The sequence below is a fragment of the Aeromonas sp. CU5 genome, assembly GCF_002586745.1.
GTDB lineage: Bacteria > Pseudomonadota > Gammaproteobacteria > Enterobacterales > Aeromonadaceae > Aeromonas > Aeromonas sobria.
In genome coordinates this window covers 3,886,873-3,907,500 of record NZ_CP023817.1, presented here as the reverse complement: position 1 = coordinate 3,907,500, position 20,628 = coordinate 3,886,873, and the positions used below count along the sequence as shown (strand labels likewise).

Below are 20,628 nucleotides of genomic sequence, written 5' to 3'. Positions count from 1 at the left end.
AGCTGGTTACCATGGAGGTGAATATAGTGTTGCACCTTTTTTGCTTTCATTTACAAAAGGTCTTTTAAGATGAATTTATCCAAGTTTCCCGTATATATGCAGGCCGCAATCCTTGCTCTGATATTGGCAGTGGTTGGTTACCTGGTCGCCCAGGCCCTGCACTTCTCTTTAAAAGCAGAAGTGATTTTTGCTGCAGGTCTGGCCATCGGCGGTTTTGTGGTCCCGCTGTTCCTGAAGCGAACCCAAGCTGATGCCGCTGAATCGATCACCAGTCAGGAGACTTGCACCTTATATGTAGGCAACCTGCCCTATCGCGCCAACGAGATTGCGGTGCGCGAATTGTTTGCCGAACAGGGCCAAGTGATATCCGTGCGGTTGATGAAGGACAAGGCCACCGGCAAGCGCAGAGGTTTCGGTTTCGTGGAGATGCCCGCCGCCGATGCCGCCAGAGCGATTGCCGCTTTGAATGATAAAGAGTACCAGCAGCGCACCCTCAAGGTACGTGAAGCGAATGACAAACGTGATAAAGAGGAAAGGGAAGGTAGCGAAGCTGACGTCTAACCACTCGTCAGTACCTCACCTCTTCCAGTGATGACAGCCCCCATGCTTGCAAGGGGGCTGTCAGTTTTTGGGCATCCCCATCCAGCCGGGTACAATAAGCCCTGGCGATCACCTCTTCTATATGTACAGGCTGCGCGGCGGCATGCGTTCCATTGCTCAGCAACCAGGCCACCCGTTTGGCAACAGCACTGCCCGAGTCGATCAGCTGACATTGCGGCATCAGTTGCCCAATCTCTTCATTGAGTAGCGGGAAATGGGTGCAACCAAGCACCAGCGTATCCGGCTTCTCTTCCCCCTCCAGCCAGTCGGCCAATACCTCGCGCAGCAACACCATATTGACCGGCAGGCCCGCCAGCTTGTGTTCGGCTTCTATTACCAGCTCGGTGGTGCCCTTGAGCAGCACCCGCTTGCCGGGAGCAAACTGGGCGATCAGTTCTTGGGTATAGTCGCGACTCACCGTGCCCGGCGTGGCCAACAGACCGATACAGCCATTGCGGGTCTGGGCCGCGGCCGGTTTGATGGCTGGCACCACCCCCACCACCGGAATATCCAGTGCCGCGCGCAGTGCTGGCAGGCAGATAGTGCTAGCGGTATTGCAGGCAATGACCACCAGATCAATATGATGACGGGACACCATGGTAGTGACCAATCGGGAACAAGCGGCAATCAGGGCCGGTTCGCTTAGCTCACCATAGGGGAAGTTGGCGTTATCGAAACAGTAGAAATAGTGGTGTGCCGGCAGCGCGCGGCGGATCTCGCGATAGATGGTCAAGCCACCCATACCGGAATCAAACACGAGAATATTGGCCACTTGACCTCCCCTTTGGTGCAAGGCGGCGATCATACTCCCGCCTGTGCCCAATAGAAAAGGCCCCGCATATGGCAGGGCCTGGGTTTTTCAAAGATGAACCAAATAAAGCATCAGAAGCGATAGTCGGCTGTCACTTTGAACTCGGTACCCGGTGATGCATAGCCTTTAGCGACTTCGTAATTGCGATCAAACAAATTATCGATGCGACCGCCCAATGTCAGCTGATTAGTAGCGGCGTAGGTAGCACCCAAGTTCACAAGGGTATACGGGCTCAACTCAACATTGCCTACATCGAGTCTTTCACCAACATATAGCACCTCTGTACTCCAGGTCATTTGACCTGTCGTGAAACTGGTCAGCCAGGCACCTTTGTGTTTCGCTCGACGCAAGAGTTGCTGATCATTGGCATTTTTATCCTTGGCGCGGGTGTAGTCATAGCTGAAATTATGATGCACGACTCCCGTCTCCAGCCCAAGAGCCAGCTCGATACCTTCAATGTCGGCATCAGTATTGCCCTTGGTACAAGTGATATAACCCTTTTGGCACTGAATCAGGTTTTCGATTTGGTTGCGGTAGAGGTTTGCCGACCAGTCCCAACCGGTATAACGACCGGAGAAATCCAGCTCCAAGTTCTTGCTCTCTTCCGGTTTCAGATTCGGATTCTCATAATTGGGATAGTAGAGGTCGAGGAAGGTCGGAGCCTTGAAGCCGGTGCCATAGCTCAGTCGTACATTGTGGTTCTCATCGATATCCAGTCCGCTGGCGGCAGACCAGGTGTTGTGGCGGCCATATTGGGTGTTGTCATCGGTACGACCGGAAAGCTCCCACAACAGAGCCTGCCAACGATAGCTCCCCACGGCAAACAACCCTGTATTGTCACGATCAGGAGCGTTAAAGGTTGTGTCATTGCTACGGGAGTCTGATTTCATCTCCTCACGCTGCCAGTCAGCACCACCTGTCAGATTGACCCCTTTGATGCCGCTCCAGCTGTTGATCCAAGAAAAGCGAGTCAAACCCGTATGAATGGGCTGGCCACTATCTTCCCCCTTACTCTCCTGCCAGTTTTTCAGCGTGTTCTCACCGTAGCTGGCCTCCAGTCGGCTGGTCAAAGCGTTACTCTGGAACTTAAGGCCACCATCATATTGAAAGGCCTGCACCCGACTTTTATCTGAGGACGGGACACCAGGCTCGTTCCAGTCTTCACCACCATCCACGTCAGTGAGATTGTTATAACCCTGCGCGTTAATGTCGGCACTCCAAGCATCGTTGAAGCTGTGATTCAAACCAATCTGGCCATTCAAACCAGCAAACCCATCCCGATCAAGCTGTATAGGGGTATAGCCATCTTGTGCCCTGATATCATAACCATCGGTACGCGCATAGCCGATCATCATATTCATATCGGTTTTTTGGCCCAATGACTGAACCGTTCTTAGCTCGCCCTGACCATAGCCATTACTGCCAGCACCGCCCTTCAGATGTGTCTCGCTGCCATTCTTGGCGGATGTTTTGGTGATGAGGTTGATGACTCCGCCAATAGCATCGGAACCATACACCGCCGCTCGTGGGCCACGGATATACTCGATGCGCTCAATATTGCCGAGCGGGATTTGGCTAAGATCGGGCGTGCCCGCCACCATGGCGGCGATGGGGCGGCCATTAATCAGTAGCAACGAGTGGTTGGAGTTGGTACCGCGGATGAAAAGGCTGCTTTGATGACCTCTCCCGCCCAGCGTTGTAACCTGGACACCCGGCAGGGTTTTTAGCAGATCCGGCAAATTGTCTATCTGGCGGGCTTCAATCTCGGCGCGATCAATCACTACCACGGGAGCCAGCACCGAGCTGACCGGTTGTTCCACGCGATTGGCGGTGATCACCAGAGTTGGATTGATGGGGATGGTGGTTTGGGCAAACGCCGCCGTCGGCAACAGGGCAGCCGCCACCAGTAATGTCTTGGACATGAGAGATCCTTAAGTTCGCGTAAGTATCTACTTCGTGGCCGGTTTCTCTCGGCACGAAATACGAACTTTGGCAGGTCTTCGGGCTCGGGGGCTAATAACCTACGGCGACGGCTTCCCACCTGACGGCAGTGCCCTGATGTCGCTTCGCTCCCCCTTACCGCTGCGCGCCAGCTCCGGATTTTCACCGGATTCCCTATTAAGCATGATGCGCCAAAGCGGGGGGATTATAGGCAGAGCAAGGCTAGATGTATAGCCATCCAGATTTCTATGTATGGCCACCCAGCGCTGCCAGCCGCTGCTGTGCCCCCGCCATCACCGCCTGCACTCCGGGATGGGAGAGATGGCGCCCCGCCGAGACTAGATAGTAGGAAAGCGTCACCTCGGGCAGGGTAGCAATGCGTTCTACCCCGTAGAGACGCACAATCTCGTCGGCCATGGCCAGTGGCGCGGGAAAGATCCCCATCCCCGCCTTGCCGAATGACTTCATCAGAGTCGAGTCGTCAAACTGCCCCACCAGATGGGGATGAATGCCCTGCTGGCGATACCACGCCAGCAACCGGTCGTGGGTGGCCGATTTGTCGCCGGGGATAAGCAGCGGCAACCCCTCCAGCGAGGCGGGAAAACCAGCCCGCGCCCGCACTGCCAGCTCGGGTGTGGCAAACAGCGCCAGCGGGCTGCGTCCCAGTTCGTGGTTATAACCGCGCAGATTGCTGTCGGCTGGGAGCGGACGATCGATCAGCACCATGTCGAGCTTGTGACGGGCCAGTTCGCTGAACAGCAACTCGGCCCGTTCTTCGTGGCATATCAACCGCAGCGGTATCGCCAGCGCCATCGCCGGGGCCAGCAGCTCGAACGCCAACGCTCGGGGCACCGAGTCAGCGATCCCCACCTGCATGGTCAGCTCCTGACTGGCGTGGCGCAGGGAGTGTTCCAGCTCGGCGCCGAGCGAAAAAATCGCCCCCGCCTGCTCCTGCGCTTGCCGTCCAGCAGCCGTCAGTTCGAGGCGGCGCCCCACCCGGTTGAACAGCGCCACCCCGAGGGAGCTCTCCAGCTCGGCGACCTGACCGCTGATAGTCTGCGGCGTGAGATGCAGCTGTTGCGCCGCCTGCGTCACGCTGCCACTGCGCGCCACATGCCAGAAGTAGTAGAGCTGTTTGTAGTTGAGCATGTCGTTCCCTATCAGTTTTTACCGAACAACCATCAGTCAGAATCTGATTTTATCGAAACATCGCGGGCTCTAGCATGCAACCATTATCTCCACTCCAACCCGCGAGCCCTCATGCTGGACGTTGTTGTTTTGTTCTTTCTGTTTGGTCTGTTGGCCGGTCTGGTGCGATCAGAACTGAAACTACCGCCCGCGCTCTACGATACCCTCTCCCTTTTCCTGCTGCTGGCCATTGGCCTCAAGGGCGGCGTCGGTCTGGCCCAACAACCCTTGTTACCCCTGCTACCACAGCTGGCGCTGGTTATCCTGCTCGGGGTGGTGCAGACCCTGGCTGGCTTTGCGCTGCTGCGGATCAAGATGAACCGGGTGGATGCCGCCGCCACTGCCGCCCATTACGGCTCGGTCAGCGTCGCCACCTTTGCGGTCGGGGTGAACTGGCTGACCGAGCGCGGCATCAGTTTTGAATCACAGCTCTCCATCTTCCTCGCGGTGATGGAGATCCCGGCCATTCTGGTGGGAATCGTGTTGGCTCGTGGGGTCAGTCGCCAGACTCAATGGCGCATGCTGGCCCACGAGACCTTCCTCGGCAAGGGAGTCACACTGCTCATTGGCGGCATGGCCATCGGTTATCTGGCTGGCCCGGATGGCGTTGCCCCGCTCAAACCGCTGTTTGTCGACCTGTTCAAGGGGGCGCTGGCGCTGTTCCTGCTGGAGATGGGGCTGATCGTCGCCCGCAAGTGTCAGGACCTGCGCAAACATGGCTTCTTCCTGCTCGGCTTCGCGCTGTTGATGCCGCTAGCCTCTGCCTTACTGGGACTGGCGGTTGGCCAAATCATAGGGCTCTCACTCGGCGGCCTGACCCTGTTGGCCACCCTGGCGGCCAGCGCCTCCTATATTGCCGTGCCGACCACCATGCGCATCGCCCTGCCCCAGGCCAACCCCGGTTTGTCCCTCAGCGCCGTGCTGGGGGTCACCTTCCCGTTCAACATCATGCTGGGGATCCCGCTCTACCACAGCTGGGCCCACCACTTTACGGAGTAGCCACATGCAGACCGAGACCCGCACCCTGCTCACCGTCATCACGGAAGCCAATCTGGAGCCCACCCTGCTGCGCACTCTCACCCGCGAGGGACTGCGCGGCTACACCATCACCGATGCCCGGGGCCGGGGTGATCACGGCGAGCGCAACGCCAGCTGGAGTGAGAGCGGCAATATCCGGCTGGAGGCGATCTGCAGCCGGGAGCAGGCGGAGCGGCTGCTGGCCCACCTGCAGAGTCGTTACTACCCCGACTACGCCATGATCGCCTTTCTGCAACCGGTCGAAATCGTGCGGCCCGAGAAATTCTGAGCCGGCTTGCCGGCTCTTTTTGTTCACTTAAAGCAAACGTTTAACAGCAAGGAGCCAATACACATGAACACCCCTCCGCTGATCGGCCTGGTGATGGGCTCCGACTCCGACTGGCCCGTGCTGCAGGCTGCCGCCCGCATCCTCAAGGAGCACGGCGTACCCTACGAAGCGCGCGTAGTCTCGGCCCATCGCACCCCGGATCTGCTGTTCGAGTATGCCGCCAGTGCCCGCGATCGTGGCCTGCGCGCCATCATCGCTGGGGCCGGTGGCGCCGCCCACCTGCCGGGCATGGTTGCCGCCAAGACCACGCTGCCGGTGCTGGGGGTGCCCATCCCTTCCCGCCACCTCAAGGGGATGGACTCCCTGCTCTCCATCGTGCAGATGCCTAAAGGCGTGCCGGTCGCCACCTTCGCCATCGGCGAGGCGGGGGCCGCCAATGCCGCCCTGTTCGCGGTCTCCCTGCTCTCGGTCGCGCGGGATGACGACGCCCCCCGCTACCGGCAGCAGCTCGACGACTTCCGCACCCACGAGCGAGCTCGGGTGCTGGCGCTGCAACTGGAGGAGCCGACATGATAGTGCCCCCCGCCACCCTCGGCATGCTCGGCGGCGGTCAGCTTGGCCGCTACTTCGTGATGGCCGCCCACCGCCTCGGCTACAAGGTGGTGGTACTGGATCCTGACCCGGCCAGCATCGCCGGTGCCGCCGCCGATCACCATATTGTCGCCCCCTATGACGACACCGCCGCCCTGCACGATCTGGCCAGCCGCTGCGAGGCCATCAGCTGCGAGTTCGAGAACGTGCCCGCCACCACCCTGGCCCTGCTGGAGCAGTACCAGCCGGTGCGTCCGGCCGCCAGCGCGGTGCGCATCTGTCAGGATCGCCGTGAGGAGAAAGCCTTGCTGCGCGGGGCCAATATCCCGGTCGCCCCCCATCTGGCGCTATTGCCAGAAGAGCCTATTCCCGCACAGGCCAGCGCGCTGTTCCCCGCCATTCTCAAGACTGCCCGCGAGGGGTACGACGGCAAGGGACAGTGGCAGGTGAGTAATCTGGATGAGCTGGCGAGCGCGCTGACCGCCAGCGGCGTGCCCTGCGTGCTGGAGCAACGGCTGGCGCTGGAGGGGGAGTTTGCCCTGACCCTGGCCCGCAGTCCAAACGGTACCATCAGCGCCCTGCCGCTGGTGCAGAACTGGCACAGCGGCGGCATTCTCGATCAGACCCGCTCCCCGGCCAATGTGCAGGCGCTGGAGAGTAAAGCCAAAGGGATAGCCGAGCGGCTGATCGCCGCCCTCGATTACGTGGGTGTGCTGACGGTGGAGTTCTTTCTGGTGGAGGGGCGACTATTGGTCAACGAGCTGGCGCCCCGTCCCCACAACTCGGGCCACCCCAGCCTCGACAACGCCCCATGCAGCCAGTTCGAGTTGCAGGTGCGGGCCCTGTGCGATCTGCCGCTGCCAGAGCAGATCGCCGTGCGCCCCGCCCTGTTAATCAACCTGCTGGGGGATCTCTGGCAAAACGGCGCACCCGACTGGGCCGCCCTGCTGGCGCTGCCCGGTCTGCATCTGCACCTCTACGGCAAGGGCGACCCCCGCCCCGGCCGCAAGATGGGCCATATCACAGTAACCGGTGATGAGTGGTCAACGGTGGAGGAGACCTGCCGTCAGGCCCGCCAGCTGCTGGGGCTAGCGCCAAGCTGATCGACCATCGGAAATGCAAAGACCCGGGCATGGCCCGGGTCTTCGTTTTTGCTTGCTGTGGCAGGGAGGCTGATCAGGCCCGCTCCACCGCTACCGGCGCCGGCAGGCGGATGGTGAGGGAGAGCACCAGCGCCACCACCAGCAACACCAGGATCAGGTTGAAGGTCGCCATAAAGCCGCCAAACAGGGAGGCCACGATGGAGCCGATGATGCTGCCCAGACCAAAGCCCAGATAGATGACACCGTAGTTCTTGGTCAGGTTGTTGAGACCGAAGAAGTCGCTCACCAGCGAGGGATAAACGGTGATGGTGCCGCCGAAGCTGAATGCCACACAGGCGACCGCCACGAAGAACAGGTTGGCGTTGAGCGGTACGAACAGCAGCAGCACCATGCCCGCCAGGGTGATCAGCTGGGCGATGGTGATGACCCGGATGCGGGACATCTTGTCGGAGAGGATCCCCAGCACCAGACGGCCACCCAGGTTGGCCATGGCGATGATGGCGACGGCATTGGCCGCCACCGCAGTCGACAGACCGACCATGCTTTCGCCGATGTCTTTGGCGACACCGATGACGTAGAGGCCGCTCATACAGGCGGTGAGGAACATCAGCGCCAGCATCCAGTACTGCGGCTTGCGCATCGCCTCGGCCAGAGTGAAGTCACGACTCTCGCTCTGTTGCAAAGAGGCGGCCTGCTTGGGCGCATCCTTCATCAGCATGCCACCCACCAGCACCATGGACATGGCGATCAGCCCCCACAGCTGGAAGGTGGTCTCAAGACCCGCGCTGGAGAGCAGCAGCAGGTTGATGTATTTGAAACCGAGGCTGCCGAGGCCATAGGCCCCGATGGAGCAGGCAGAGATCAGCCCCTTGCGCTCCGGAAACCACTTCACGCAGTTGGAGAGGGTCATCAGGTAGCCGGTACCGTCGGCAAAACCGACCAGAATGCCCGCGCAGAGGTAGAGCATCGCCAGATTGCTGGCATGGGCGGTGAGGAAGAAGCCGATGCCGAGCAGCACGCCAGCACCCAGGGTCACGTTACGCACCCCGAATCGCTCCTGCAGCTTGCCCGCCATGGAGGAGGCGACTGCCAGCGAGAGGCTGAGCAGGCCAAAGGCGAAGGCCACCTGACTCACCGGCTCGTCCAGCTTGTCGGAGAGCTGGGCGTTGAACAGGCTCCAGGTGTAGACAGAACCCAGTGCGAACTGGGTGATGATGGTACCGATCAGTGTCAGGTAGCGGGTGCGATTCATCTCTTTGGTCATGATGCGTCTCGGTCGATGGCCTTCAGGAAATTGAGGCCACTATAGGCAAGACGCAGCTCGCGCCGATCGATTAAGGCATGAAATGCAGATCGGCGGGAATGAATGACAATCAGAGCCGCATCAGCTGACGGAACGCCTTGATGTTGCTGCGGCTGACCGGCACCTCGAACGGCAAATCATGGAGCCGGATGAGATAGGTGCTGTTAAACCAGGGGACTATTTCGCGGATCTTGTTGATGTTGACGCAGTAGGAGCGGTGGCAGCGAAAGAACCCCTCGGCCGGCAAGCGGCTGACAAACTCGCTAATGGTCATGGTCATCACATAGCGATCATCGCGGGTATAGACATAGGTGAGCTTCTCGTCGGCTTCTGCGTAGTAGATCTGCTCGCAGGGGGTGACGATGATGCGCTCCCCCTTCACCAGATTGACGGTGCGATTGTGCGGGCTATTCCCATCACCGCTCGCCTCCCCCGTAGTGGCTGGCTGCGACTTGCCCGCATGCTCGAGCTTTTGCAGCAGATTGATGATGCGCGGTTCGTTGTAAGGCTTGAGGATGTAGTCGAACGCCTCCAGCTCGAACGCCTCCACCGCAAACTCCTTGTAGGCGGTGACGAAGACGATGTGGGGCGGATGGCTCGACTTATGCAGGTTCTTGGCCAGCAGCAGACCGTCGATGGAGGGGATCTGGATATCGAGAAACACCACGTCCACTTCGTGATCCTGCAGGTATTTGAACGCCTCCAGCCCATCCTCGAAGCTCGCCACTATCTCGATGGTGCTGTGCTGATTCACCAGATAGATCAGCTCCTCGCGGGCCAGATACTCGTCTTCCACTATGATGGCTTTCAGCATGACAACACCTCTCGCGGCACACACTTATCCTCAACCATGATGGCACTCAGCATGGCATCGACTCCTGATCCGGCAGATAGAAACTCACTTCGGTACCCGGCTCCAGCCGCTTGAGGTGCAGGCCGTCGCCATAGAGCAACTTGACCCGCTGATGCACGTTCATCAGACCGATGCTGCGGCTCTCCACCCGACCGGCGGCCACCCCGTCGATCACCGCCTGACTGATGCCGTAACCGGTATCCCGCACCGATACCCGAATACCTCCCGCCAACTGTTTTACCTCGATGGTGACCCGACCCGGCGCGCTGCGGGGCTGGATGCCGTGCAGGATGGCGTTTTCCACCAGCGGCTGCAACAGCAGGCTCGGCACCTGAATGTGCACATCGTCCACCTCGAACACCACCTCCAGCTTGTCGCCAAAGCGGGCCTGCTCGATGGCCACGTAGTCGCGCACCTGCTGCAGCTCCTCCTGAATATCGATCAGCTCATCCCCCTTGTTGAGGTTGTAGCGCAGGTAGTCCGCCAGATTGGCGATCAGCTGGCGCGCCTGCTGGGGCCGGATGCGGATCAGTGACGAGATGGCATTGAGGGCATTGAACAGAAAGTGCGGGTTGATCTTGCTCTGCAGCGCGGTGAACTCCGCCTTGCGGGTCATCTCCTTGAGCTGCTCGATGCGCGACACCTCCATCTGGGTGGAGATGAGCTGGGAGAGACCCACCGCCATCTCTCGCAGCGAGCTAGTGATGCTGTGGGTGCGGCGGTAGTAGATCTTGAGGGTGCCGCTCACCGAGCCGTTTTCCCGCAGCGGAATAATGATGACCGAGTGGAAATCGGAGAGGTGATACTGGCGCAGATCGTTGTTGATGATGATCTGGTCGAGCAGCACCGCCTGCTGGGTCATGCCGCTGATGGCGTGGTGCTCGTCCAGCTCGTAATAATCCTTGCCCACCCCGACATAAGCCAGCACATCATGGGTATCTGTGATGGCCACCGCATCGGCGCTGATGTCGCGCCGGATCACATCACACACCTGACTGAGAGAGTGGCGATCGATGTTCTGGAAGAAGGGCAGCGTCTTGTTGGCGATATCCAGCGCCAGCTTGGCCTGCTTGGCGGCAATTAGCTCCTTCTCGTCATCCAGATCCTGCACCAGCTTGATGATAAGGCCGATGCAGAGCGCCCCGGCGATCATCGGATAGGCGATGTGGCTGACGATCTCCACCCCCACCGAGTGGGGCTCGGTCAGCTGCCAGATCAGCAGCATGGTCAGCCCTTCGCACAGCATCCCCGCCAGAATGCCATAGAGCCAGAGCCGCGACTTGCGGCAGCGCAGGTGCAGCCAGGTGGCGAGCAGACCGGCGATAATACTGGCGATGAGGCAAGGGATCGAGGTGTGACCATCCATGTCGATGAGGTAGCGGTGCAGACCGGAGATGACCCCGGCCGGAATGCCGACCCAGGGGCCAAACAGGATGCCACCGGAGATGATGGCAATGATCCGCACGTTGATCAGCGCCCCCTCCACCGGAATGCCGGTGTAGGTACTGAACACCGCAAACAGGCCGAAGATGGAGGCCACCAGCACCAGCTCGGCCGGGGTGTGATCCCGCTTCTGGAACAGCCGCTGGAACGGCCGGGTGCGGGTCAGAAAGAAGAGGGTCATCAGCATCAGCGCCGCCCGTTCGAACACCGCCAACAACATCATCTGATTCTCAAGCATCTGCGCCCCCTTGCGGCAACCCGACCGATCACCATAACCCCATCCAATAAACCGGGGCCGGATAAACCAGCCCCTGTGACATCAACAGTACTGACCGGCCACCCAGCCGGAGGACCAGGCCCACTGGAAGTTGTAGCCACCGAGCCAGCCGGTCACATCCACCACTTCGCCAATGAAGTAGAGGCCGGGCACCTTGCGCGCCTCCATGGTTTTGGAGGAGAGCTCGTTGGTATCGACGCCACCCAGGGTCACTTCGGCGGTGCGGTACCCCTCGGTGCCGTTGGGCAGGATCTGCCAGTCACCCAGCAGGTTAGCTACAGCCTCCAGCTCCCGCTCGTTGTACTGGCGCATCGGCTTGCTGACCAGCTGACCCAGCTCCAGCAGCTTGTCGACCAGGCGCTTGGGCAGCTCGCGCCCCAACACGGTTTTCAGCTCCTGCGCGGGGTGCGCCTGCGCCCACTCCCGCAGGGCGGCCGGAATATCCAGCTCCGGCAGCAGGTTGATGTGGATCTTCTCGCCGGCATGCCAGTAGGAGGAGATCTGCAGGATGACGGGGCCGGAGAGGCCGCGATGGGTGAACAGCATCGCCTCTTTGAAGCGGGTGCCATCCTCGGCGGTCACCGCCACCGGCAGGCTGATGCCCGCCAGATCGGCGAACGCCTCTTTCTCCGCCTGATGGAGGGTAAAGGGCACCAGACCGGCGCGGGTCGGCAGCACGTTGAGGCCGAACTGCTCCGCCAGCTTGAAGCCGTAGGGGGTAGCGCCCAGCTTGGGCATGGAGAGACCGCCGGTCGCCACCACCAGCGAGTGGCAGCCGATCTCACCCTTGCTGGTGGTCAGCACGAAGCCCTCATCCTGTTTGCTGACAGTGAGGATCTCGGTCTGGAACTGCAGGGTCACCCCGGCCCAGTCGCACTCGGTGAGCAGCACATCGACGATCTCCTTGGCACTCTCGAGGCAGAACAGCTGCCCCAGGGTGCGCTCGTGATAGTTGACCCCGTGGCGGTCCACCAGATCGATGAAATCCTGCTGGGTGTAGCGGGCCAGCGCCGACTTGCTGAAATGAGGGTTGGCGCAGAGGTAGGCGTGGGCGCCCGCCTGATGGTTGGTGAAGTTGCAGCGGCCACCGCCACTGATGAGGATCTTGCGGCCCGGCTTCTTGGCGTTGTCGAGCACCAGCACGGAGCGGCCACGGTAGCCCGCCTGCGCCGCACACATCAATCCGGCCGCACCGGCCCCAATCACCACCACATCGACCTGCTTCATCATCACTCACTTATCAAAAGAAAAACGGCACCTGGCCAGAACCGCGATTGCCTCTGGCAGAACACAACGTTGGTTTCGCATCAGAATAAACAACGGCCCTTAAAAGGGCCGTTATTGTACTGGCTGAACACTAAGTGTCCACGACTATCAGGCGTTGCTGTCCATGATGCTGGCAGGGGCGCCCTTGGCCAGTTCGGCCAGCTCTTTGTCGATGAAGTAGAGGCCTTTGCCATCTTCACCCACCAGACCCAGACGGTCGACGATGCTCTTGAACAGCTTCTCCTCTTCGTGCTGCTCGGCCACATACCACTGCAGGAAGTTGAAGGTGGAGTAGTCCTGGGTGGTGAAGGCCACGTGGGCCAGACCATTGATGCACTTGGTGATGTGGTACTCGTGCTCCAGGGTAGAGCGGAACACGTCACCCAGCGACTTGAACTCATAGGGAGGGGCATCGATAGCACCCAGACGCGGCATGGCACCGGTCTCGCTCACGTAGGTGAACAGGCGCTCCATGTGCTGGCGCTCCTCAACCGCGTGCTGGCGCAGGAAGGTGGCAGCACCTTCGAAACCCTTGTCTTCACACCAGGCACTCATTTGCAGATAGAGATTGGAGGAGTAGAACTCCAGGTTAATCTGCTCGTTCAACTTTTCGATCATGGCTTGGGCCAGCATCTTGTTTCTCCTCAGTGATGTGGTATCGATTGTCGCCACACTCCGGCTTCGAATCAACCCATCAACGAGAGGGAGATCCCGTTTCTTTCAGCTCAGGGGGTCAGCTCGCCAAGGGAGGCGACATCCACCGGCGCAGCGTAATCGACCCCCGGCAGCTCGAAGCCGTTGAGCTGCATGAAATCCTGCCGCAATCCGGCAAAGTCCCCCAGAGCGTGGAAATTCTCCGGCGTCACCTTGGGCCAGAGCGCCGAGACGGCGGCCTGAGTGGCCGGGTCCAGCTCGTGGTCATCCATCCGGATCAACCGGTTGCCATCGGCTACCACCCCATTGGGCCCATACATCTTGGCGGCAAACAGTCGCTGCATCTGCTCGATACAACCCTCATGGACGCCGCGCTCCTTCATCACCCCCATCAGCAAGCCCAGATAGACCGGCAGCACCGGAATATAGGCGCTCGCCTTGGTCACCAGCGCCTTGCAGACCGATACCCAGGCGTGACCGCCTACTTCCGCCAGTTGCAGGTTGATGGTCTCGGCGGTGGCGTGCAAATGCTCCTTGGCATAACCGATGGTGCCATCCCGATAGAGGGGATAGGTGGATTCGGGGCCGATATAGGAGTAGGCCACGGTCTGGACGCCAGCGGCCAGACAATCGGCCTGCTGCAACGCCTGCAGCCAGAGCTGCCAATCCTCGCCCCCCATCACGGTGACGGTGTCGCGGATCTCCTCCGGGGTGGCGGGGGCCAGCGACTGCTGCACCAGGGTATCCTGCTCCAGATCCAGCCCCCAACCGCTGAACGACTGACCGGTGGTCTTGAGTACCGAACGCACTTGCGTGCCATCCGGCAGCACCCGAATGCCGCTCGCCAGCGAGTAGATCACCAGATCCACCTGCCCCAGCTGCTGGCGGATGGTGTCGATGGCCTGCTGGCGCATGCCATCGGAGAAGGCATCACCGATCAGGTTGATGGCGATACGGCCCTCTTGCTCCGCCGCCTGCCGAAACCAGATGTTGTTGTACCAACCTGCGCTGCCCTGCCCCTTGTCGGAGGGACCGCGCTCGAAGGAGATGCCGATGGTATCGGCACCGGCCCCAAAGGCCAGCGCAATGCGCGATGCCAGCCCGAATCCAGATGAGGCACCCAGTACCAGCACCCGCTTGGGCCCGTTGAACGGGCCAGCCGCCTTAATCCGTTCGATCTGCTGCTGCACGGCGGCGCGACAGCCGATGGGGTGACAGTTACGGGCAACACAGCCCTTGATCTGTGGGTGAATAATCATGAATGAATCTCCAAGGCATCAAGGCGATATGAGGGGCGACCGTTGCGGGCAAACCCGCACCACACCTGAATCTGCGGGTGAATGATCATGGGGAGGCCGCCAAAGAAACTGGCTACAGCATAACCAAATCGCGGGAGATTAACTTGATGCCGGATCGCATCAGTCAGAAAAGCGGCAGGAAATGAGGCAGAAAAACAAAAGGGAGCACGTGGCTCCCCAAAGCGGTATTCAGATGCTTTTTGTTGTTTTGTGTTCATTGCGAAGCACGGGGCCATCCTATGCTTCTCCCCCCTGATCGGCAAGCCAGGGGGTGTGACCTGCTTCAAACTCTTGTTTAATTTATAGGCAAACAATGGTCAATAACTGAGTGGCTCACCCTGTGGCACACGAAATTAAACTCATTTAAATCCCAAAACTGTGCCTGATACACCATTTTAGTTTCAGCAGAGATGGGTATAGTGGGCTGAAGGATCGGTAAGGAGAACCCCCATGAGTGGAACAACCTATTACAAGCATATTCTGGCTGCGATCGACCTCTCTGAAGATAACCGCAAGGTGATCGACAAGGCGGTGGACAGAGCTCGCTCCAACGGCGCCAAGCTGTCGGTTATCCATGTCGATGTAGACCTCAAGGATCTCTACACCGAGATGATCGATATCGACATCGACAACGTGCAGGATCAGGTGATCGCTGAAGCGAAAGAGAAGCTGGAGGCATTTCTAGCCTCGGTGGACTACCCCATCGAGAAGAAGCTGGTGATCTGTGGCGATCTCAGCGAGCGGGTCAATCAGGCGGTCAAGGAGTATGAAATCGACCTGCTGGTGTGCGGCCATCGCCAGAGCTTCTGGAGCCTGCTCACCTCCAGTGCCCGTCAGCTGATGAATACGGTGCCGTGCGATCTGCTGGTCGTCCCCTTGCAGAAGTAATGAAACCGGCGTAGTTTGATTTGCTATGAATATGACCGCATTCAATCACAACTACTGGTGGTGCTGCTCCTAAACAGGCGGCACCGCGTTTCTATTCAAGATTTCCCAAAGAAAACACCGTGACCGCCGAGAGGCGGTCAACTGTTTTTATCCCTTTGTCGCCTCCCGGCTCACCCAACTGGAGAGAGTGACATGCACAACCCCATTATCCTGACTGGCGATCGTCCCACCGGCAAACTGCACATCGGCCACTATGTCGGCTCCCTGCGCCAGCGCGTCGAAGCCCAGCACCACTACCGTCAATTCGTGATGATCGCCGACTTGCAGGCGCTGACCGACAACGGCCACAACCCGGCCAAGGTGACCGACAACGTGCTGGAGGTGATGGCCGACTATCTGGCGGTCGGCCTCGACCCGGCCAAAACCACCTTCTGCCTGCAAAGCGCCCTGCCCGCCCTCGCCGAACTCACCTGCTACTACCTCAATCTGGTCAGCGTCGCCCGGCTGGAGCGCAATCCCACGGTCAAGGCGGAGATCCAGCAGAAAGGGTTCGAGCGCACGCTACCGGCCGGTTTTCTGGTCTATCCGGTCAGTCAGGCCGCCGACATCACCGCCTTTCGCGCCAGCCATGTACCGGTTGGGGAAGATCAGTTGCCGATGCTGGAGCAGACCAACGAGATCGTGCGCCGCTTCAACTCACTGGTGGGCAAAGAGGTGCTGACCGAATGCCAGCCGATCCTGAGCGACACCGGCCGCCTGCCCGGCATCGACGGCAAGGCCAAGATGTCCAAATCCCTCGGCAACACCATCGAACTCGGCATGTCGGCGGAAGAGGTCAAACAGGCGGTATTCGCCATGTATACCGACCCCAACCACCTCAGGGTAAGCGATCCGGGTCAGGTGGAGGGGAATACGGTGTTCGCCTATCTGGATGCCTTCCACCCCGACAAGGCGCTGGTGGCCGAGATGAAGACCCACTACCAGCGCGGCGGACTGGGCGACATGCGCTGCAAACAGGTGCTCAACGACTGCCTGCAAACCCTGCTGGCACCGATGCGGGAGCGCCGTCAGGCCGCCATCGCCGACAAGGACAAACTGCTGGCACTGCTCTATCAGGGCACCGAGCAGGCCCGCGTCATCACCGATGAGGTATTGGCGGAGGTGAAAAGCGCCATGGGGCTGGACTACTTCGCCAGACTGCGTTGAGCCGGTGAGCCCAGAGCATCAGCTCCGTAGAGGTCGAACACCAGCTGGTGCAGCAGACTCTTGAACCAGCCGATCGCCTCGTCGTGGGCGGTGAGCGGGTGCCCCGCCATCAGGTAGATGATGGGGATGGCGGGATTTAGCTGATGCATCCGTAGCGGATAGTAGCGGCAGAACAGGCGCCCGATCATCTCGGGCACCACCACCAGATAGCGACCACTGGCCATCAGTGGCGGCACCGCCATAAAACTCGGTAATCTGACCCCCAGCTCCCGCGCCACCCCGAAGCGGGCCAGCCAGAGCTCAACCATCGCTTGGCTATGGCCCCAGCTGGAGGTGTGGATGTGGGGGCGGCTGACCAGCTCGGCAGGCCCCAGCACATCGGGCAGCTCGCTACCGAGCGGAGACAGGCAGACCAGCGGATTGTTGAACCAATCCTCCCGCCACAAGCGAGGCGAAAGGTGGTTGGCACCGGCGAAACCGATCACCAGATCCAGTTCCCCCTTCTCCAGCTCCCGCTCGTAGTCGCTGTCGGCCAAGTCACACACCTCCAACCGGCAGTGGGGCGCGAGTCGATGGAGCCAATCCACCAGCACCGGCACCACCCCATGCTCCACCGAGCCCGGGGTGGCGATACGAAAAATCCGCCGCGCGGTGGCGGGATCAAACCCCTTGGCCTGTCGCAGCCCCTGCTCCAGCATCGCCAATGCCTGCCGTACCGGCCCGGCCAACGCTTTGGCCCGCTCGGTCGGCATCATCTCGCGCCGACTCATCACAAACAGCGGATCATCCAGCGCTACTCGCAACCGCCCCAGCGCGTGGCTGACGGTGGATTGAGAGAGATGCAGCCGATCAGCGGCACGAGTGACGTTACGCTCCTGCATCAGCATGTCGAATACGGCGAGCAGATTGAGGTCGAGGCGGGCGAGTGAGCTATCCATCGATATTCACCATAGTAGGATGCCAACAATTCATTTTCGCCATACTAGCAGATTCCCTAGAATGCACAGCTCAATACATCGGAGATTAACATGCGTAGCTATCTGTTATTGCTGGCCATTGGCCTGCTGTGGGGTTCCCAGTTCATTTTCATGCATCAGGCCGTTGCCGAACTGCCCCCCATCATGGTGGCTGCCGGTCGTGCCTTGTGCGGTAGCCTGACCCTGGGGCTGCTCTGCCTGTTCATGCGTCTCAAGAGTGAGCACACCCCGTGGCGCACTTATATGCTGATCGCCCTGCTGGATGCCACTATCCCCTTCATCATGGTCGCCTGGGGCCAACAATACGTAGACAGCGCCATCGCCGCCGTGGTCATGGGTTGCATCCCGTTTGTGACCATTCTGGCTGCCCCCCTGTTTATTTCTGGCGAAAGAATTACCAAAAGCGGCCTGCTCTCGGTGATCATCGGTTTTGCTGGCGTGCTCATCCTGTTCTGGCCGAAGCTCTCCCAAGGTATGAACGCCGGTCTGCTCGGTGCCATTGCCATCCTGTTCGGCGCCAGCTGCTTTGCCATCGGCCTGCTGATGATCAAGCGCTTCGCCAAAGATCACCCCGTGGTCGTTGCCCGCAACATCCTGATCTCCTCTGCCATCCAACTGCTGCTGGCCGCTCCCTTCCTGACCGATCTGAGCCAGCTGACCATGCCAAGCAGCCAGGCTCTGAGCGCGATTACCGTGCTGGGTACCCTCTGTACCGGTCTGGTTTACTTCCTCTATATGGCGCTAATCCAGAAAGCGGGCCCGACCTTTGCTTCTTTCAGCAACTATCTGGTGCCGCTGTTCGGCGTGATGCTGGGTGCCATGTTCCTCGGTGAGCAGATCCATCCCACTACCGGTGTCGCACTGGCGCTGATCCTTGGCTCGGTTGCCATGAACCAGTGGGCGCAGCAGCGCCGCATGCAGCGCGAGAGCTCACTGTGTCAGGCATCCTGACCACACTGTGCGGTGGTCTGGTCGTGATTGCTGGCTGGCAATATCGCCAGCGACTGGCTGGCATGCTGGGGCTGCTGATGGTTCTGCTGCCCTGGCTGTTCGATAGCAAGCTGCAAGCCATGCTGAGCTATGCCATCCATGCCTGAATGCAAGATCTGAGTGTGTGAAGAGAGCGTATCGCTCCTGTTTGGGGACCTTTTTAAAAAACCTCCGATTGTCTCCCGCTACCGGCGCTCTGCGCCGGTTTTTTTATGTTCGAGATCAGGAGAAGACCGTTACCTGTTATCAACGGTTTTGATGGGGGCTGAGCTAACTGTGATTTCTCACCAACAGTGAATCTTTAAAGAACTGGGTATTGATAAATAGAACCCACTTCTCGATAGGAAATTCACATGCGTACTGCTCTACTACTGCTTCATATTCTGGATACTCTGGCCACCAACCCACCGGTACACAACCTGTGCTTTGCCTTGGCGGTATTGGCCATTGCAATATTGATCAACGCTATCGCTGAGTGACTGAAAAGTAACAAATCGCGAACCTTACACACGCAGCCAAGATGACAAACCAGTCTATTCGAATAGACAAACAGATAGATCTACTTGAGAGTCAAACCAGATAGCGATAACTGAGCCGCTCGTTCTTGCGCGGCCCGGTGATCTGCCAGCTCAGCAGAAAACCGTCGTCGATCTCGGTCAGCTCGGCGCTGTAGTGATCCGCCCCGCACAGATGGGGCTCGGCGGTCAGCCAGCGGCCATCCCCTTGCGGCAGCAGCTCGAACAGCGCCACCGGCTGCTCATAACGCAGATGAGCGAGGCGGATCCCCCGCCCACTGCGTTGCCACCAGAAGCGGTTGTGCATGGCGAGCTCCCTTCCGTGGGGCGTGGTGTAGCGGCCCTGCTCGCTAAACAGCCAACCGCCATGGTGATCGGTCACCAGCACGGTTCCCTCACCGCGACCATTCCAGTCGGTCGCCGACCCCTCGCCATTGCTGGCGGTAAAGGCAAATGCTCCGACCTGTGGCAATCGCACCCATAAACGCTGGATTGCCGCTTCCATCTCGGCCATCATAGCCCCCTTAAAATTGACAACTGATGACAAATCAAACACATGAACTACTTGATAGGGGTCACCCTGCTCTGGTCATTCTCCTTCAGCCTGATCGGGGTCTACCTCGCTGGCCAGGTGGATGCCTACTTCTCGGTGCTGACCCGCATCGCCCTCGCCAGTCTGGTGTTTCTCCCCTTCCTGCGCCGCCGCTGGCTGCGCCCCGACCTAGTGGCCAAGCTGATGGCCCTCGGCGCCATCCAGCTCGGCATCATGTATCTCTTCTATTACCACTCCTTCCTGCTGCTGACGGTGCCGGAAGTGCTGGTCTTTACCATCTTCACCCCCATCTACGTCACCCTGCTCCATGATCTGCTGGAAGGGCGCTTCAAGCCCACCTATCTGTGGGGCGCCCTGCTAGCGGTGCTCGGGGCCGCCGTTATCCGCTTCGACGGCCTGACCGAAAGCTATGTGCTGGGATTTCTGGTGGTACAGGGTGCCAACCTCTGTTTCGCCATGGGCCAAGTGGGCTACAAGGTACTGCTGGCACGAGAGGCGGAGCAACCGCCGCAACTGGCGGTGTTTGGCTGTTTCTATCTGGGGGCGCTGGTGGTGGCCCTGCCCGCCTGGTGGCTGCTGGGCAAGCCGCAATATCCGACCTCTGGGCTTCAGTGGGGCATTCTACTGTGGCTGGGGGTGGGTGCCTCCGGCCTCGGCTACTTCCTGTGGAACAAGGGAGCAACGCTGGTCAGCAGCGGGGTGCTGGCCATCATGAACAATGCGCTCATTCCGGCTGGCTTGCTGGTCAATCTGCTGCTCTGGGGTAAGGATACCGATCTGACCCGGCTGGCTATTGGCGGCCTGCTGATGCTGGCCTCCCTTTGGGTCTGCCAGCGTCACAAGGTCAACCAGCACTGACCCGTTG

23 protein-coding genes and 1 riboswitch are annotated in these 20,628 nt (G+C 59.8%); of the genes, 11 read left to right on the top strand and 12 right to left on the bottom strand.

Annotation, left to right across the window (positions count from 1 at the left end; genetic code table 11):
* Positions 1–69 precede the first annotated feature (69 nt).
* Positions 70–561, top strand: a complete 492-nt coding sequence (locus tag CK911_RS17595) for an RNA-binding protein (protein ID WP_042023013.1) — start codon at positions 70–72, stop codon at positions 559–561.
* Between the two features lie 7 nt (positions 562–568).
* Here CK911_RS17595 and murI read toward each other — a convergent pair whose 3' ends face one another.
* The 3 genes from murI to CK911_RS17580 form a co-directional block, all read right to left on the bottom strand.
* Positions 569–1,372: a glutamate racemase gene (gene murI, locus CK911_RS17590; RefSeq protein ID WP_098971561.1), complete on the bottom strand. Its 804-nt coding sequence runs from the start codon at positions 1,370–1,372 to the stop codon at positions 569–571.
* 110 nt (positions 1,373–1,482) lie between these two features.
* Entirely contained in the window at positions 1,483–3,333 is a 1,851-nt protein-coding gene (locus CK911_RS17585) for a TonB-dependent receptor (protein ID WP_098971559.1), read from the bottom strand.
* Positions 3,334–3,384: 51 nt separating this feature from the next.
* A riboswitch (cobalamin riboswitch) is annotated at positions 3,385–3,563 on the bottom strand.
* A gap of 35 nt (positions 3,564–3,598) precedes the next feature.
* Positions 3,599–4,501 (bottom strand): LysR family transcriptional regulator, encoded by a 903-nt coding sequence (locus tag CK911_RS17580; RefSeq protein ID WP_098972770.1) that lies wholly within the window; start codon positions 4,499–4,501, stop codon positions 3,599–3,601.
* A 111-nt stretch (positions 4,502–4,612) separates the two neighbouring features.
* Between CK911_RS17580 and CK911_RS17575 the strand changes: the two genes are divergently transcribed.
* The 4 genes from CK911_RS17575 (at position 4,613) to CK911_RS17560 (ending at position 7,540) form a co-directional block, all read left to right on the top strand.
* Positions 4,613–5,539: a sodium-dependent bicarbonate transport family permease gene (locus CK911_RS17575; protein WP_172954046.1), complete on the top strand. Its 927-nt coding sequence runs from the start codon at positions 4,613–4,615 to the stop codon at positions 5,537–5,539.
* 4 nt (positions 5,540–5,543) lie between these two features.
* Positions 5,544–5,846 (top strand): hypothetical protein, encoded by a 303-nt coding sequence (locus CK911_RS17570; protein WP_005321666.1) that lies wholly within the window; start codon positions 5,544–5,546, stop codon positions 5,844–5,846.
* 63 nt (positions 5,847–5,909) lie between these two features.
* On the top strand, positions 5,910–6,419 hold the full coding sequence (purE, locus tag CK911_RS17565; protein ID WP_098971557.1) for a 5-(carboxyamino)imidazole ribonucleotide mutase: 510 nt from the start codon (positions 5,910–5,912) through the stop codon (positions 6,417–6,419).
* Positions 6,416–7,540: a 5-(carboxyamino)imidazole ribonucleotide synthase gene (locus tag CK911_RS17560; protein WP_098971555.1), complete on the top strand. Its 1,125-nt coding sequence runs from the start codon at positions 6,416–6,418 to the stop codon at positions 7,538–7,540. The genes purE and CK911_RS17560 overlap by 4 nt, the downstream gene beginning before the upstream one ends.
* A 73-nt stretch (positions 7,541–7,613) precedes the next feature.
* On the opposite strand, the gene CK911_RS17555 is transcribed toward CK911_RS17560, so the two are convergent.
* The 7 genes from CK911_RS17555 to CK911_RS21235 form a co-directional block, all read right to left on the bottom strand.
* Positions 7,614–8,804 (bottom strand): MFS transporter, encoded by a 1,191-nt coding sequence (locus CK911_RS17555; RefSeq protein ID WP_005357090.1) that lies wholly within the window; start codon positions 8,802–8,804, stop codon positions 7,614–7,616.
* Between the two features lie 109 nt (positions 8,805–8,913).
* Positions 8,914–9,657, bottom strand: coding sequence for a LytTR family DNA-binding domain-containing protein (locus tag CK911_RS17550; protein ID WP_098971553.1), 744 nt, complete (start codon positions 9,655–9,657; stop codon positions 8,914–8,916).
* A gap of 46 nt (positions 9,658–9,703) precedes the next feature.
* Complete coding sequence (locus tag CK911_RS17545) at positions 9,704–11,377, bottom strand: sensor histidine kinase (protein ID WP_172954045.1); 1,674 nt, start codon at positions 11,375–11,377, stop codon at positions 9,704–9,706.
* An 81-nt stretch (positions 11,378–11,458) separates the two neighbouring features.
* Positions 11,459–12,643, bottom strand: a complete 1,185-nt coding sequence (locus CK911_RS17540; RefSeq protein WP_216640707.1) for an NAD(P)/FAD-dependent oxidoreductase — start codon at positions 12,641–12,643, stop codon at positions 11,459–11,461.
* Between the two features lie 147 nt (positions 12,644–12,790).
* Positions 12,791–13,315 carry a non-heme ferritin gene (gene ftnA, locus CK911_RS17535; RefSeq protein ID WP_042023001.1) on the bottom strand — a complete coding sequence of 175 codons (525 nt, stop codon included), beginning with the start codon at positions 13,313–13,315 and terminating at the stop codon, positions 12,791–12,793.
* Between the two features lie 92 nt (positions 13,316–13,407).
* Complete coding sequence (gene fabV / locus CK911_RS17530) at positions 13,408–14,595, bottom strand: enoyl-ACP reductase FabV (RefSeq protein WP_098971546.1); 1,188 nt, start codon at positions 14,593–14,595, stop codon at positions 13,408–13,410.
* Entirely contained in the window at positions 14,592–14,852 is a 261-nt protein-coding gene (locus tag CK911_RS21235) for a hypothetical protein (protein ID WP_157774564.1), read from the bottom strand. Before CK911_RS21235 ends, fabV begins: the two co-directional genes overlap by 4 nt.
* 232 nt (positions 14,853–15,084) lie before the next feature.
* On the opposite strand from CK911_RS21235, the gene CK911_RS17525 reads away from it, so the two are divergent.
* Together CK911_RS17525 and trpS are read left to right on the top strand one after the other, a co-directional pair.
* The gene (locus tag CK911_RS17525) at positions 15,085–15,522 is read left to right on the top strand and encodes a universal stress protein (RefSeq protein ID WP_005339229.1); all 438 of its coding nucleotides are present in this window, start codon (positions 15,085–15,087) and stop codon (positions 15,520–15,522) included.
* Positions 15,523–15,714: 192 nt separating this feature from the next.
* Positions 15,715–16,728 carry a tryptophan--tRNA ligase gene (gene trpS / locus CK911_RS17520; RefSeq protein ID WP_098971544.1) on the top strand — a complete coding sequence of 338 codons (1,014 nt, stop codon included), beginning with the start codon at positions 15,715–15,717 and terminating at the stop codon, positions 16,726–16,728.
* Here the strand turns inward: trpS and CK911_RS17515 are convergent.
* A complete protein-coding gene (locus tag CK911_RS17515; protein WP_098971542.1) occupies positions 16,707–17,666 on the bottom strand; it encodes a LysR family transcriptional regulator in 960 nt (319 codons plus the stop codon). The genes trpS and CK911_RS17515 overlap by 22 nt on opposite strands.
* A gap of 90 nt (positions 17,667–17,756) precedes the next feature.
* Between CK911_RS17515 and CK911_RS17510 the strand changes: the two genes are divergently transcribed.
* The 3 genes from CK911_RS17510 (at position 17,757) to CK911_RS21615 (ending at position 19,174) form a co-directional block, all read left to right on the top strand.
* Positions 17,757–18,656 carry a DMT family transporter gene (locus CK911_RS17510; RefSeq protein WP_042022997.1) on the top strand — a complete coding sequence of 300 codons (900 nt, stop codon included), beginning with the start codon at positions 17,757–17,759 and terminating at the stop codon, positions 18,654–18,656.
* Positions 18,641–18,802 (top strand): hypothetical protein, encoded by a 162-nt coding sequence (locus CK911_RS17505; RefSeq protein WP_098971540.1) that lies wholly within the window; start codon positions 18,641–18,643, stop codon positions 18,800–18,802. The genes CK911_RS17510 and CK911_RS17505 overlap by 16 nt, the downstream gene beginning before the upstream one ends.
* Positions 18,803–19,048: 246 nt before the next feature.
* Complete coding sequence (locus tag CK911_RS21615; protein WP_301337398.1) at positions 19,049–19,174, top strand: hypothetical protein; 126 nt, start codon at positions 19,049–19,051, stop codon at positions 19,172–19,174.
* A 91-nt stretch (positions 19,175–19,265) separates the two neighbouring features.
* Here CK911_RS21615 and CK911_RS17500 read toward each other — a convergent pair whose 3' ends face one another.
* Positions 19,266–19,727, bottom strand: a complete 462-nt coding sequence (locus CK911_RS17500) for a DUF6314 family protein (RefSeq protein WP_172954044.1) — start codon at positions 19,725–19,727, stop codon at positions 19,266–19,268.
* A gap of 39 nt (positions 19,728–19,766) precedes the next feature.
* Here CK911_RS17500 and CK911_RS17495 point away from each other — a divergent pair, with 39 nt between their 5' ends.
* The gene (locus CK911_RS17495; protein WP_068979182.1) at positions 19,767–20,621 is read left to right on the top strand and encodes a carboxylate/amino acid/amine transporter; all 855 of its coding nucleotides are present in this window, start codon (positions 19,767–19,769) and stop codon (positions 20,619–20,621) included.
* The last annotated feature ends 7 nt before the right edge of the window (positions 20,622–20,628 follow it).

Bases quoted from the DNA above. Each gene is read 5' to 3' on its own strand.
- CK911_RS17515 (WP_098971542.1), bottom strand. From the start codon at position 17,666: ATGGATAGCTCACTCGCCCGCCTCGACCTCAATCTGCTCGCCGTATTC.
- CK911_RS21615 (WP_301337398.1), top strand. From the start codon at position 19,049: ATGCGTACTGCTCTACTACTGCTTCATATTCTGGATACTCTGGCCACC.
- CK911_RS17595 (WP_042023013.1), top strand. From the start codon at position 70: ATGAATTTATCCAAGTTTCCCGTATATATGCAGGCCGCAATCCTTGCT.
- CK911_RS17555 (WP_005357090.1), bottom strand. From the start codon at position 8,804: ATGACCAAAGAGATGAATCGCACCCGCTACCTGACACTGATCGGTACC.
- trpS (WP_098971544.1), top strand. From the start codon at position 15,715: ATGCACAACCCCATTATCCTGACTGGCGATCGTCCCACCGGCAAACTG.
- fabV (WP_098971546.1), bottom strand. From the start codon at position 14,595: ATGATTATTCACCCACAGATCAAGGGCTGTGTTGCCCGTAACTGTCAC.
- purE (WP_098971557.1), top strand. From the start codon at position 5,910: ATGAACACCCCTCCGCTGATCGGCCTGGTGATGGGCTCCGACTCCGAC.
- CK911_RS17495 (WP_068979182.1), top strand. From the start codon at position 19,767: ATGAACTACTTGATAGGGGTCACCCTGCTCTGGTCATTCTCCTTCAGC.
- CK911_RS17550 (WP_098971553.1), bottom strand. From the start codon at position 9,657: ATGCTGAAAGCCATCATAGTGGAAGACGAGTATCTGGCCCGCGAGGAG.
- CK911_RS17545 (WP_172954045.1), bottom strand. From the start codon at position 11,377: ATGCTTGAGAATCAGATGATGTTGTTGGCGGTGTTCGAACGGGCGGCG.
- CK911_RS17575 (WP_172954046.1), top strand. From the start codon at position 4,613: ATGCTGGACGTTGTTGTTTTGTTCTTTCTGTTTGGTCTGTTGGCCGGT.
- CK911_RS17510 (WP_042022997.1), top strand. From the start codon at position 17,757: ATGCGTAGCTATCTGTTATTGCTGGCCATTGGCCTGCTGTGGGGTTCC.
- CK911_RS21235 (WP_157774564.1), bottom strand. From the start codon at position 14,852: ATGAACACAAAACAACAAAAAGCATCTGAATACCGCTTTGGGGAGCCA.
- CK911_RS17560 (WP_098971555.1), top strand. From the start codon at position 6,416: ATGATAGTGCCCCCCGCCACCCTCGGCATGCTCGGCGGCGGTCAGCTT.
- CK911_RS17500 (WP_172954044.1), bottom strand. From the start codon at position 19,727: ATGATGGCCGAGATGGAAGCGGCAATCCAGCGTTTATGGGTGCGATTG.
- CK911_RS17585 (WP_098971559.1), bottom strand. From the start codon at position 3,333: ATGTCCAAGACATTACTGGTGGCGGCTGCCCTGTTGCCGACGGCGGCG.
- CK911_RS17580 (WP_098972770.1), bottom strand. From the start codon at position 4,501: ATGCTCAACTACAAACAGCTCTACTACTTCTGGCATGTGGCGCGCAGT.
- CK911_RS17540 (WP_216640707.1), bottom strand. From the start codon at position 12,643: ATGAAGCAGGTCGATGTGGTGGTGATTGGGGCCGGTGCGGCCGGATTG.
- CK911_RS17525 (WP_005339229.1), top strand. From the start codon at position 15,085: ATGAGTGGAACAACCTATTACAAGCATATTCTGGCTGCGATCGACCTC.
- CK911_RS17570 (WP_005321666.1), top strand. From the start codon at position 5,544: ATGCAGACCGAGACCCGCACCCTGCTCACCGTCATCACGGAAGCCAAT.
- ftnA (WP_042023001.1), bottom strand. From the start codon at position 13,315: ATGCTGGCCCAAGCCATGATCGAAAAGTTGAACGAGCAGATTAACCTG.